The 13,143-nt window shown below is 43.9% G+C and carries 12 protein-coding genes and 2 pseudogenes; 13 read left to right on the top strand and 1 reads right to left on the bottom strand.

The features are described 5' to 3' along the window. Nucleotides 1-1,179, top strand: a 1,179-nt coding sequence (locus STRDD13_RS05150; protein ID WP_156471250.1) for a MucBP domain-containing protein, incomplete at its 5' end; no start/stop codon positions are given. A gap of 283 nt (nucleotides 1,180-1,462) precedes the next feature. On the opposite strand, the pseudogene STRDD13_RS05145 reads toward STRDD13_RS05150, so the two are convergent. Continuing rightward, nucleotides 1,463-1,911 (bottom strand): annotated as a pseudogene (locus STRDD13_RS05145) (Fur family transcriptional regulator). Nucleotides 1,912-2,073: 162 nt separating this feature from the next. Here STRDD13_RS05145 and truA point away from each other — a divergent pair. From truA to STRDD13_RS05080, 12 genes and pseudogenes are all read left to right on the top strand, one after another. Beyond that, nucleotides 2,074-2,823, top strand: a complete 750-nt coding sequence (gene truA, locus STRDD13_RS05140; RefSeq protein WP_067102730.1) for a tRNA pseudouridine(38-40) synthase TruA — start codon at nucleotides 2,074-2,076, stop codon at nucleotides 2,821-2,823. After that, nucleotides 2,813-3,571, top strand: coding sequence for a bifunctional hydroxymethylpyrimidine kinase/phosphomethylpyrimidine kinase (locus STRDD13_RS05135; RefSeq protein ID WP_067102728.1), 759 nt, complete (start codon nucleotides 2,813-2,815; stop codon nucleotides 3,569-3,571). Before truA ends, STRDD13_RS05135 begins: the two co-directional genes overlap by 11 nt. Next, nucleotides 3,564-4,031, top strand: a complete 468-nt coding sequence (locus STRDD13_RS05130; protein WP_067102726.1) for an ECF transporter S component — start codon at nucleotides 3,564-3,566, stop codon at nucleotides 4,029-4,031. Before STRDD13_RS05135 ends, STRDD13_RS05130 begins: the two co-directional genes overlap by 8 nt. A 5-nt stretch (nucleotides 4,032-4,036) precedes the next feature. Beyond that, nucleotides 4,037-4,600 (top strand): TIGR01440 family protein, encoded by a 564-nt coding sequence (locus STRDD13_RS05125; protein ID WP_067102724.1) that lies wholly within the window; start codon nucleotides 4,037-4,039, stop codon nucleotides 4,598-4,600. A 332-nt stretch (nucleotides 4,601-4,932) separates the two neighbouring features. After that, nucleotides 4,933-6,216: a trigger factor gene (tig, locus tag STRDD13_RS05115; RefSeq protein ID WP_067102719.1), complete on the top strand. Its 1,284-nt coding sequence runs from the start codon at nucleotides 4,933-4,935 to the stop codon at nucleotides 6,214-6,216. A 190-nt stretch (nucleotides 6,217-6,406) separates the two neighbouring features. Beyond that, nucleotides 6,407-6,994, top strand: coding sequence for a DNA-directed RNA polymerase subunit delta (rpoE, locus tag STRDD13_RS05110; protein ID WP_067102717.1), 588 nt, complete (start codon nucleotides 6,407-6,409; stop codon nucleotides 6,992-6,994). A gap of 119 nt (nucleotides 6,995-7,113) precedes the next feature. Then, nucleotides 7,114-8,717 (top strand): annotated as a pseudogene (locus STRDD13_RS05105) (CTP synthase). Nucleotides 8,718-8,925: 208 nt separating this feature from the next. Beyond that, on the top strand, nucleotides 8,926-9,114 hold the full coding sequence (gene rpmB, locus STRDD13_RS05100) for a 50S ribosomal protein L28 (protein ID WP_006146171.1): 189 nt from the start codon (nucleotides 8,926-8,928) through the stop codon (nucleotides 9,112-9,114). 110 nt (nucleotides 9,115-9,224) lie between these two features. Next, on the top strand, nucleotides 9,225-9,590 hold the full coding sequence (locus tag STRDD13_RS05095; protein ID WP_067102715.1) for an Asp23/Gls24 family envelope stress response protein: 366 nt from the start codon (nucleotides 9,225-9,227) through the stop codon (nucleotides 9,588-9,590). Between the two features lie 2 nt (nucleotides 9,591-9,592). After that, nucleotides 9,593-11,266, top strand: coding sequence for a DAK2 domain-containing protein (locus STRDD13_RS05090; protein ID WP_156471249.1), 1,674 nt, complete (start codon nucleotides 9,593-9,595; stop codon nucleotides 11,264-11,266). 1,080 nt (nucleotides 11,267-12,346) lie between these two features. Then, on the top strand, nucleotides 12,347-12,637 hold the full coding sequence (gene rpsF / locus STRDD13_RS05085) for a 30S ribosomal protein S6 (protein WP_067102713.1): 291 nt from the start codon (nucleotides 12,347-12,349) through the stop codon (nucleotides 12,635-12,637). A 1-nt stretch (nucleotide 12,638) separates the two neighbouring features. Continuing rightward, nucleotides 12,639-13,121, top strand: coding sequence for a single-stranded DNA-binding protein (locus tag STRDD13_RS05080; protein ID WP_067102711.1), 483 nt, complete (start codon nucleotides 12,639-12,641; stop codon nucleotides 13,119-13,121). Nucleotides 13,122-13,143: the final 22 nt, after the last annotated feature.

The raw sequence follows: 13,143 nt of genomic DNA, 5'->3' as shown, positions 1-13,143 counted from the left end.
ACCGTCAAAGCTAACTCTCTCTACAAGCTGGTCTATGACAAGGACCAAGCGACTCCACCTACACCAGGGGAGACACCAAGTCCGAACCAACCAAACCAACCAAAGAAACCTCAGTCAGGCACACCAGCTCGTTCTCTTCCTGAGACAGGAGCGGAATGGCTCAATACCAGTCTTAGCTTGCTTGGGGTCCTCTTCTTTGCCGGAGCTAGCTGGTTGATCCTTAGCAAAAAAGGGAGAAAAGCAGGCAAGACCCTCTTGCTAGTCCTAGTCGGCTCAAGCCTCTTGGGTTATGGCTCAACAGCCGTTTCTGCTTACTCAGGGACAGCCCTGCAAGCCACTAGCCATTTGACCAAGGATACGGTCCTTACACCAGCAGAGATCGCAGGTTATCACTATGTTGGGGTCATCGAAGTGACAGAAGAGACACCAGCTCCAAGTCCAACCCCAGAAGCTAAAAAGGGTTCTGTCGTGGTCAACTATGTGACGACAGACGGGACGACTCTAGAGAGCGTCAAACTCTTGACAGATGTGGCTGTAGGCACAGACTATAGGACAGAAGAAAAGACCTTTGATGGCTATGTTTTCAAAGAAATGCAGGCTGACTCAGCAGCGACCAGTGGCCAAGTAGTCGAAGGTACGACTACTGTGACCTATGTCTACAGAAAGCTGAAGTATGGTGGCTTAGCGCTTCACATGACGATTGCCTTTGACTTTAATGCCAGGGCAATGTCGGGTCATTATGTACCGGCGGGTACAACGGTTAATTATCTCTCTGAAATCTCCAATGAGCAGACCCCGTTCTATGTGACCTTCCAAGGCAAGGTCATCGAGCCCACCTCAGTTAAAGATGGCCGGATTGAGTATAAGGATGTTACCCTCTTCAAAGTAGAAGGAGTGGAGGGAACTCCAATTCCGACTTATGATGTTCAAAAGGACCTGGTCTTCCACCATGGCGACAAGGAGATTCCAGCCAACAAAATCTACGACTACTTACTACCGATTCAAGATAAAATTCGCGATCGGATAAGAGCGCAGTACAATGGGGCAGGCTTTAACAACGTCTATTTGAGTAATATAGAGAACCAGGATAAGGGAGGCGGAGGAGTCATCAATTGGGATGGCACAGTGGCGACAACATTTACCACTCCTATTGCAGTGGCTCCTGTAGATGAACTGTAAGCGTTGGAAATAGATTAAAAAGAGGACGAGAAGTTCCTCTTTTTTGCTTAGGGAACCCTTTTGCAATGGCAATGCCTTATCCTGAATGATAAAAAAAGAGAGGTTGGGACCAAAGTCCTAGCCTCTCCATTGTTTTTGGAAGGTCGAGCAAGACGCAGTGGTTGAGTGGTCTCTACTAGGCTGATTTCATCCGCTTTTACAGCCCTACTCAACGGTGCGGAGACGACGAAATCGAATTCTAAGGAATGACCGATTTCTGTCCCCCTCTCTTGTGTGATGTGTTTTATTGACATTGTGGGCATCGTCCAAGGACGGTATACTGTTCTTTGGTCACGAGAAAACCAGTTTCTTCCGTGATTTCAGAGGCAATGGAGGGGTAAGGGATATCTACATCCACGATTTTTCCACAGGATTCACAGATCAAGTTGATATGGTGATGCCCCATATAATCAAAGTAAGTGATAGGATCATTGACCCGTTTCAATTCTGTGACAAACCCTTCTTCTACTAGAAGACGCAAGTTGTTATAGACAGTGGCGAGACTTAATGTGGGATAATCAACTAGTAAGCTTTTATAGATCATTTCAGCACTAGGGTGTTCATCGCTTGTGATGATGTAGGCGATGACTGCTCTTCGAGTTTCCGTCATTCGAATATTTTTTTCTTCAGGTGATCCACGATTTCTTGGAAATCCGATTCCTGGTGGGGATGGAGAGGATGGAGACGGCCCATTGCCGGCCTCCTTTCTATGGAGATGTATTTTTCTTTATTATACCTTATTTTGAAGAGATTGTCTTATAGATCTCTTGAGCGGATTTATCTCTAAGAACTGTACCCGTACAGATAGCCTTTTCTGTCCTTGTGACTTCATTTTTTTCTTGCTAAAATATTCCTATGACACGATATAAAGCAATTATTTCTTATGATGGGTTTGGATTTTCTGGTTTTCAACGACAACCTCATGCCCGCAGCGTGCAAGAAGAAATCGAAAAAACCTTAACTCGACTCAATCAGGGACGGCCTATCTCCATCCATGGGGCGGGTCGGACAGATAGTGGAGTACATGCTTTGGGACAGGTGATTCATTTTGACTTGCCCCAGGCGAGAGATGAGGAAAAACTTCGCTTTGCTCTCGACACACAGACTCCAGAAGATATTGACTTTATCAGCGTCGAAGAGGTATCAGAAGATTTTCACGCCCGTTATCACAAGCACCATAAGACCTATGAGTTTTTGGTAGATTACGGACGTCCTAAAAATCCTATGATGCGGCGGTACGCCACCCATTATCCCTATCCTTTGGAGATCGACCGTATGCAAGAAGCCATCAAAAAGTTAGTGGGAAAACATGACTTTACAGGGTTCACTGCGTCGGGAACGAGTGTAGAGGACAAGATACGCACCATCAGGGAAGCAGTCTTGACAGTCGATGAAAACAGGCATCTGCTGACATTTACCTTTACAGGAAATGGCTTTCTCTACAAGCAGATTCGCAACATGGTGGGGACTCTATTGAAAATTGGAAATGGTCGCATGCCAGTGAGCCAAATAGACCTGATCTTAGAGAAAAAGGATCGCAGTCTGGCTGGTCCTACGGCGGCACCAAATGGACTTTACTTAAAGGAGATACGATATGAGCAATGAGTTGATCTTAGCGATTTCAGGAAATGACATCTTCAGTGGTGGAGGACTCCATGCTGATTTGGCGACGTATACGACAAATAAACAACATGGATTTGTTGCAGTGACCTGTTTGACAGCGATGACTGAAAAAGGATTTGAGGTCATCCCTGTTGAGGACACGGTCTTTTCTCAGCAGCTCAACTCCCTTAAGGATGTGCCGTTTGCAGGGATAAAACTGGGACTTTTACCCAATGTCGAGGTGGCGGAGCATGCGTTAGATTTTGTGAAGGCGCATCCTGGGATCCCAGTGGTATTAGATCCCGTATTGGTCTGCAAGGAAAGTCATGATGTGGAAGTATCGGCCCTACGGGATGAGTTAATCAAGTTCTTCCCTTATGTCACGATTGTTACGCCAAACCTTCCGGAAGCGGAATTGTTGACCCAATCTAGTATCCAGACAGTAGAGGAGATGAAGGCTGCTGCGCAAAAACTTCATGCTTTAGGCGCGCCGTACGTGGTCGTCAAGGGAGGCAATCGCCTGAACAAAGAAAAGGCAATCGATGTTTTTTATGATGGAAAAGACTTCACTGTCTTTGAAGAAGCTGTCTTGGAAAAGAATAACACAGGAGCAGGATGTACCTTTGCCTCTAGCATCTCTAGTCAGTTGGTCGCTGGTCAAACAGCTTTAGATGCTGTTCGTCTCTCGAAGGACTTCGTCTATCATGCGATTCAGCAGTCCGATTCTTATGGGGTGGTGCAATATGACTAAATACAATACACAGGATGTAGCCCGCTTAGCGATCCTTGGGGCTTTATCAGCAGTGCTAGGCTTCCTTCTCAAGTTGCCGACACCGACAGGTCTCTTGACCTTGTTGGATGTGGGAATTTTCTTCACCGCCTTTCGTTATGGGAAACGAGATGCGGCCATTGTGGGAGGCTTGGCTGGATTTCTGATTGATTTGTTGTCTGGGTATCCTCAGTGGATGTTCTTTAGTCTTTTGATTCACGGGACGCAGGGATATTTGGCAGGATTTAAAGGGAAATCACGTCTTGTCGGCCTGACGCTGGCTAGTCTTGTCATGGTAGCTGGCTATGCCCTCGTATCCGCCCTCCTCTTAGGAGATGGTTGGCGCGCGGCACTGACAGAAGTTCTTCCCAATCTCTCCCAGAATCTAGTTGGTCTGGTAGTTGGTTATATCCTTCACCGGACTCTTCCTGAGAAATGGTAAACAAAATGAGAATGGAACAGATCAAACAAGAGACCCAGACGATTCTACTGGATGTCCTTGAGAAATCTCAACTTCGGTCGGGCCAGGTCTTGGTTTTGGGTTTGTCCTCTAGCGAGGTTGCTGGAGGTCAGATCGGGAAAAACTCTAGCTTAGAAATTGGGCAAGTCATTGTCAAAACAATTTTAGATCAGCTCGAGCAACGAGGGATTTACCTTGCTGTCCAGGGCTGTGAGCATTTAAATCGCGCCCTGGTAGTAGAAAGGGAGTTGGCAGAAAAAAAGGAATTAGAAATCGTCAATGTTCTGCCGACCTTGCATGCGGGCGGTTCTGGACAGTTAGCAGCCTTTCGCTATATGAAAGATCCAGTGGAAGTAGAATATATCACGGCACAAGCTGGCATCGATATTGGAGAGACAGCTATCGGGATGCACATCAAACATGTCCAAGTCCCACTTAGACCCTGTCTACGAGTGCTAGGAGGCGCCCGTGTGACAGCTCTGGCCAGTCGTCCCAAACTCATCGGGGGAGAAAGAGCGAGTTACCAACCGGATCCTATCCGCAAGCAATAAAAAAGAGGAAGTCAGTGAGAGCTGGCTTTTTTTGGAAAATCGGGTAACGAAGGACGCTCCTACAGTGACGTAGGGCTCAGATATGAAGCAGTCTGAAAGCGACAACCAGTCATTTTGGGCGGAACAAGTAGACAAGAAGAGGATGGACAGGCGGAGAAAAAGCGGTCCTATCCGGATGAAAGATGAAAAATCGAGAAATCAAGAGGGAATCGGAGCCGAACGGAATATCCATCTGGTAAGAGACTTTGAAAGAAAGGCGGAAAAACTTTCCTTTTTTGGGTTGTTATGGTAAAATTGATAGGATAATTAATTTATTTTAAGGAGAGACATACATGTCTGTATCATTTGAAACAAAAGAAACAAATCATGGCGTATTGACCTTTACCATTGCTCAAGATGCTATCCAACCAGAATTAACGCGCGTTTTTAACCGTGTCAAAAAAGATATCAACCTTCCAGGTTTCCGTAAAGGAAAAGTTTCCCGTTCTGTCTTTGACCAACGTTTCGGAGAAGAAGCGCTCTATCAAGATGCCTTGAATGCCTTGCTTCCAGAAGCTTATGAAGCAGCTGTAAAAGAAGCGGGTATTGCAGTTGTGGCGCAACCTTCTTTTGATGCTCAGTCATTGGAAAAAGGTCAAGATTGGGTGATTACAGCGTCAGTTGTCACAAAACCAGAAGTAAAATTGGGAGACTATAAAAACCTCACCGTTTCTGTAGATCTAACAAAAGAAGTGAGCGATGAAGAAGTAGAAGAACGCCTCAATCGCGAGCGCAACAATTTAGCAGAATTGACCATCAAAGATGGTGCTGCTGAAAACGGGGATACAGTGGTGATTGACTTCGTCGGTTCAGTAGATGGAGTTGAATTCGACGGTGGTAAAGGTGATAACTTCTCTCTTGAACTGGGTTCAGGACAATTTATCCCTGGTTTCGAAGATCAATTGGTCGGATCTAAAGCCGGTGATCAAGTAGAAGTAAACGTAACCTTCCCAGAAGATTACCAAGCAACAGACCTTGCAGGAAAAGCGGCTGTATTTGCGACAACCGTTCATGAAGTAAAGGCAAAAGAAGTTCCTGCACTAGATGATGAATTGGCAAAAGACCTGGATGAAGAAGTAGAAACTCTCGATGAGTTGAAGGCCAAATATCGTAAAGAGCTGGAAGAACGTAAAGAATTGGCTTATGATGAAGCAGTGGAAGCTGCAGCGATTGACTTGGCTGTAGATAATGCAGAAATCGTAGAATTGCCAGAAGAAATGGTACACGAAGAAGTTCACCGTGCGATCAATGAGTTCCTCGGAAACATGCAACAACAAGGGATTTCTCCTGAAATGTACTACCAAATTACCGGAACTACCGAAGAAGATCTTCACAAGCAATATGCGGAAGATGCTGAAAAACGCACTCGGACAAACCTTGTTGTAGAAGCGATTGCTGCTGCAGAAGGGTTTGAAGCAACTCCAGATGAAATCACTGCAGAAATCGAAGAACTTGCAACTACTTATAACATGGAAGTTCAACAAGTACGTGCTCTTCTTTCAGAGGACATGTTGCAACATGATATCACTGTGAAAAAAGCAGTTGAGTTGATTACAGAATCTGCATCTGTAAAATAAATCGAGATAGTAAAGAGTTGAAGGAGCTGGGAGAAACCCCAACTCCTTCGCTTTTCTTCTTTTCGATACCTGGCAGGAAGGGGGGTGCCGGAGGCAAAACCCTCACCTAGAGCTAGAAACAAACTATTTTTTGACTAATTCCCAAAATTGTCATACAATAAGAGGGAATGAGAAAAAGAGGAGAACGACTTTGGAATTTAAAGAATTTGCTGGTCAAGAAAAAAGTGAATTGTCCATGATTGAGGTGGCGCGTGCCATTTTGGAAGCGCGTGGACGCGATCATGAGATGTATTTCAATGATTTGGTAAACGAGATTCAAAACTATCTCGAAAAGGAAAACGAAGAAATTCGCGCCGCCTTGCCAAATTTCTATTCCGATCTCAATGTGGATGGAAGCTTTATTCCGCTTGGGGACAACAAATGGGGTCTACGTTCATGGTATGCCATTGATGAAATTGATGAAGAAGTGATTACCCTCGAAGAGTCGGATGAAGATGCACCGAAACGGAAGAAAAAACGTGTCAATGCCTTTATGGATGGGGATGAGGATGCAATCGACTATGGGAATGATGATCCTGAAGATGAGGACAACTACGATTCATCAGCAGATGACCAGTCCTATGATGAAGAAAACCCGGATGACGAAAAAGAGGAAGTGGAATCTTATGATTCTGAAATCAATGAAATTATCCCAGACGAAGATCTAGGAGATGAAGAAGTTGAACTGAACGAAGAAGACGATGACTACTCTGACGATGAGGATAATCTGGAAGTCTAATCAATTTGTCATTGACAAATCTGTATAAATACGTTAATCTATTTATCGGGCACCTCTTTTGAGGTCAGATAAGGGCTCCCTTGAAGAAGGGAGCTTTTTTGCTTTTAGAAGGAGAAATTATGACAAAATATATCTTTGTAACAGGGGGAGTCGTATCTTCCATCGGAAAAGGGATTGTGGCAGCCAGTTTGGGCCGTCTTTTGAAAAATCGTGGACTCAAAGTAACCATTCAAAAGTTCGATCCCTATATCAATATTGATCCAGGCACCATGAGCCCTTACCAGCACGGGGAAGTCTTCGTGACGGATGATGGTGCAGAGACAGACTTGGACTTGGGTCATTATGAGCGCTTCATCGATATCAATCTTAACAAATATTCCAATGTGACGACTGGAAAAATCTACAGTGAAGTCCTTCGCAAAGAACGTCGAGGTGAATACCTTGGAGCAACTGTCCAGGTAATTCCTCACATTACAGATGCCTTAAAAGAAAAAATCAAGCGTGCTGCAGTGACGACGGATTCTGACGTCATTATCACAGAAGTCGGAGGAACTGTTGGAGATATCGAATCTCTTCCTTTCCTAGAAGCGCTTCGTCAGATGAAAGCGGATGTAGGCTCTGACAATGTCATGTATATCCATACGACCCTTTTACCTTATCTCAAAGCAGCTGGGGAGATGAAGACCAAACCCACTCAACATTCTGTAAAGGAATTGCGTGGCCTAGGCATCCAGCCTAATATGCTTGTGATTCGAACAGAGGAACCAGCTGGTCAAGGGATTAAAAATAAACTAGCTCAGTTTTGTGATGTGGCCCCCGAAGCCGTGATTGAGTCGCTCGATGTGGAACACCTCTATCAGATCCCTCTGAACTTGCAGGCGCAGAATATGGATCAAATCGTGTGTGATCACTTAAAACTGGATGCGCCAGCAGCAGACATGACCGAATGGTCTGCCATGGTGGACAAGGTCATGAACCTTAAAAACAAGTCAAGATTTCCCTTGTTGGGAAGTATGTGGAGTTGCAAGATGCCTACATTTCAGTAGTCGAAGCCTTGAAGCACTCGGGCTATGCCAATGACGCGGAAGTGAAGATCAACTGGGTCAATGCCAATGATGTGACAGCGGAGACTGTCTCTGATCTCTTATCTGGGTCAGATGGGATCATCGTGCCAGGTGGCTTTGGCCAGCGTGGGACAGAAGGGAAAATCCAAGCGATCCAATTTGCACGGGAGAAGAATATCCCAATGTTAGGGGTTTGCTTGGGCATGCAGCTAACCTGCGTGGAGTTTGCTCGAAATGTACTAGGTCTTGAAGGAGCCAACTCAGCAGAGCTGGACCCATCAACTTCGTATCCAATTATCGACCTGATGCGGGATCAGGTAGACGTCGAAGACATGGGAGGGACCCTGCGCCTTGGTCTCTATCCTTGTAAACTAAAAACGGGATCTAAGGCTGCCCAAGCCTACGACCATCAAGAAGTTGTTCAAAAACGCCATCGTCACCGTTATGAGTTTAATAATGATTTCCGCGAACAGTTTGAAGCAGCCGGTTTTGTCTTTTCAGGGGTGTCGCCGGATAATCGTCTGGTAGAAATCGTGGAAATCCCAGAGAATAAATTCTTTGTCGCTTGCCAATACCACCCAGAATTGCAATCCCGTCCAAATCGACCAGAGGGGCTTTATACTGCCTTTGTGACGGCTGCGATTGAAAACGCCCGGTAAATCAAGGAATGGCTGGTAGAACGTTGCCTCTACGAGCTTAGGAAGATGTGAGGAGACTCGTTCCTTTGGGAACAGTCTCTTCTTGATTGGGACACCTCTTGGCCACAAAATAAAAAGTGCTTGTCAAGAACCAAAAAATTTGATAATATAGTACAGTATGTGGTGCTAGCACATCCGTTATATTAGATCTAATAGGAGGAAAACAGAAATGGCTAAAGTATGTTATTTTACAGGTCGTAAGACAGTATCTGGAAATAATCGTTCTCATGCGATGAACAAAACAAAACGTGCCGTTAAACCAAATCTTCAAAAAGTAACTGTTTTGATTGATGGTAAACCTAAAAAAGTTTGGGCTTCAGCTCGTGCACTTAAATCAGGTAAAGTTGAACGCGTTTAATGAAAAGCCGAAAGGCTTTTTTTTTTGAATCCGCAGGACTACTATAATTTTTTACAGGCTTAGAAAAATGTGATAAAATATAGTGATTAAAAAATTTGAGGTAGCAAAATATGACTGTAAAAATCAATACCAAGGATGGCCAAATTGAACTAACAGATGATGTGATTGCCACAGTTGTGGGCGGAGCAACGACTGAGATTTTTGGTGTTGTTGGCATGGCGAGTAAATCAGCCATAAAGGACAATTTCCAAGCGCTTTTGGGGAAAGAAAACTATTCAAAAGGAGTTGTGGTTAAAACAACTGCAGAAGGAAGCATAGCAGTGGATGTCTATACTGTCATGAGCTATGGGGTCAAGATTAGTGAGGTTTCTCGTAATATTCAAGAGCGCGTGAAATTCAACTTAGAAAACCAATTGGGCATACAAGCTGAGACGGTCAATGTCTACATTCAAAATATCAAAGTGGTGGGAGAATAATTGTGGGAAAGATTACAACCAGTTTATTTCAAGAAATGGTTCAGGCAGCCTCTACTCGCTTGAATAATCAAGCAGAGTACGTGAACTCTCTGAACGTTTTTCCGGTTCCGGATGGGGATACTGGGACCAATATGGGAATGACAATCACAAATGGTGCCAAGGAAGTGGCAGATAAGCCTGCTGCAACGGTTGGTGAAGTAGCCCAAATCTTATCAAAGGGACTCTTGATGGGGGCTCGTGGTAACTCTGGTGTGATTACATCCCAGCTCTTCCGTGGATTTTCCCAAGCCATCAAGGAGGAAGTGGAGCTAGACGGGAAAATGCTGGCACATGCCTTCCAAGGTGGGGTTGAAGTGGCTTATAAAGCCGTTATGAAGCCTGTTGAAGGGACGATCCTGACGGTATCTCGTGGCGCAGCGACTGCAGCCTTAAAAAAAGCGGAAGAAACGGACGACGCTGTAGAAGTTATGCGAGCTGCTTTGGACGGGGCGAATCGTGCTTTGAAGAAAACACCAGATCTTCTGCCTGTTTTAAAGGAAGTTGGAGTTGTCGATTCTGGTGGTCAAGGTCTCGTATACATTTATGAAGGTTTCTTGGCTGCCCTGACAGGAGAATACATCCAGTCCGAAGAATTCCAAGCAACACCTGCTGTGATGAGTGAGATGATCAAAGCAGAGCATCATATGTCAGTTGCTGGACATGTCGCAACCGAAGACATCCGCTATGGGTATTGTACGGAAATTATGGTAGCACTCGGTCAAGGGCCGACAGCTGTCAAAGAATTTGACTATGAAGATTTTTCAACATATCTCGGTGCACTCGGAGATTCCTTGATCGTGGTGAATGATGATGAAATCGCCAAGGTCCATGTCCATACGGAAGATCCTGGATTGGTTCTTCAAGAAGGTTTGAAATACGGGAAACTTGTTAAGGTTAAAGTGGATAACATGCGGGAACAGCATGATGCTGAGGTAGAAAAAGCTTCAGCTACGGCAAGCTTCCAAAAACCAACTGAACAAAAAGAGTATGCGATCATTGCTGTTTGTGCAGGTCAAGGCTTGACAGACATCTTTCAATCTCAGGGAGTGGATTATGTCATCTCGGGTGGACAGACCATGAATCCTTCAACCGAAGATTTTGTCAAGGCGATTGACTTTGTCAATGCCCGCAATGTCATTATCTTGCCTAACAATAAAAACATTTTTATGGCGGCACAATCTGCTGCTGAAGTGGCTGAAGTAGCGGTTCGAGTGGTAGAAACCCGGACCATTCCTCAAGGCTTTACGAGCCTCCTATCCTTCGAGCCATCTCAAGATTTGGATACCAACTTTGAAGCGATGAAGGCTTCTCTCAGTGAAGTCAAATCTGGAAGTGTGACGAATGCCGTTCGGGATACTACGATTGATGGCCTCGAAATTCACGAGCAAGATATCTTGGGGATGGTAGATGGGAAGATCGTTGCTTCCACACCAGACATGACAGAGAGCTTGCAACAAGCCTTTGCGGCTATGCTGGATGAGGATAGTGAAATCGTTACCATTTACGTTGGCGAAGAGGGAGACCAAGACTTTATTCAATCCTTCGCAGAAGCGTTAGAAGAAGAAAATGAAGAGATCGAAGTTGAAATCTATCAAGGAGATCAACCTGTCTACCCTTACCTCTTTAGTGTAGAGTAGTCTCCTGTCATCTAGTAAGTGCAAAAATAAATTCAACTAAGGGGAAAGAGCTCGGTTTCAGCCGGGCTCTTTTTCATATTTTGGCTTCTCATGAGAAAATGTTAGAAAAAGGAGATGAAAGACTTGACAAAAGAAAGCGATTACATTATACTATAAGTGTAAAGAAAAAGTAGTCAAAGGAGGTAAAAGTTCGATGATTCACTTTAACAAAGGAAGATATAAAAACGGAGACTAAGGTCTTGTCGTAAGCGAGTGTTGATATCAGGAGGTAGCGCCTATGTTACAATTTGATATTGGTCGCTATAAAAATGGTGACTAGAAAAGATAGACAGTAAACCTATTATCTTTACAAGTTGGTCCCTAAGGACAAGCAATCGGCTCATTGATACAGACGAATGAGCCAACATGAAGTACTTCATCTATTAACAATCCATAGAACTTTCCAGACGTGGAAGGCTACATTCCTTAAGGAATCTATCGGTTAGAAAAATAGAAACACACTAAGTAAAAGTAAAAAAGTACAATTGAATAGTAGATTCGGCCACCTACGAAGATGTAGGTGGTCTGTTTTTTGAAAAAAAGAAATATTTTTTAGAATTAGGCCGAAAATCCTGTATCAGCCCTTGCCAAATGATGTGAAAAAGAGTCATTATCCTAACTTTCAAAAAGGTCTTAAAACAGTTTGAAAAAGTCATTACATAAGAGTAAAAGAGAGTTTTTTAAGACTCTCTTTATTCGTCTAGCGTGACGGAAAAAGTAGACAACAACAGCTTTTATTATTGATTTTATAGTGATACTGTTAAATGTGTTTTAGTAACGTTTCACTGCCTTTTAATTAAGCGAATTTCTATCAAATTGCTTCATAATTTGGGTTCGAAGACGATTCATTCATTTACTTTGGAGTTGAAAATATTTACATGATAAAGGATATTACGGAAATAATGAAAGATCACAGCTTTTTCTAGTGTAGGTTCTCCTTGCTATCTTGTCAGAGTTTTGATATAATAAATTCTTGTGAGAAACCCTCACTTACTCATGGCGAACTGTCATGAGTCATTAGACCAAAAGGAGGAAATATCAATGGCTAAATACGAAATTCTTTATATTATTCGTCCAAACATTGAAGAAGAAGCGAAAAACGCTTTGGTAGCACGTTTTGACTCTATCTTGACAGACAACGGTGCAACTGTTGTTGAATCAAAAGATTGGGAAAAACGCCGTCTTGCATACGAAATCCAAGATTTCCGTGAAGGACTTTACCATATCGTGAACGTTGAAGCAAGTGACGCTGTCGCTCTGAATGAGTTTGACCGTTTGTCAAAAATCAACGGAGATATTCTTCGTCATATGATCGTGAAAGTAGACGCGTAAGATGATTAATAATGTCGTACTAGTTGGTCGGATGACCAAAGATGCAGAACTTCGGTATACAGCGTCCAACCAAGCAGTTGCGACCTTTACCCTAGCGGTTAACCGTACCTTTAAAAATCAAAACGGTGACCGGGAAACTGATTTTATAAACGTTGTTATTTGGCGCCAGCAAGCTGAAAATTTGGCAAACTGGGCGAAAAAGGGGGCTTTGATTGGGATTACCGGTCGGATCCAAACCCGGAACTACGAAAATCAGCAAGGGCAACGCGTCTATGTGACGGAAATTGTGGCAGACAATTTCCAATTATTGGAAAGTCGCACTGCGAGAGAAGGACAAGGTGGAGGTAGTCAATTTGCTACTGGCAATGATTCCTCTTATCAAGCTCCTGCTCAACCAACAAGACAACCTAATTTCGGTCGCGATGAGAGTCCGTTTGGGGCAACCAACCCCATGGATATCTCAGATGACGATCTACCTTTCTAAGGATAGGAACGAATTAAAACTA

The organism is Streptococcus sp. DD13, from assembly GCF_001578875.1.
GTDB lineage: Bacteria > Bacillota > Bacilli > Lactobacillales > Streptococcaceae > Streptococcus.
The sequence above is the reverse complement of the archived record's forward strand: the minus strand, read 5'-3'. Positions and strand labels throughout refer to the sequence as shown.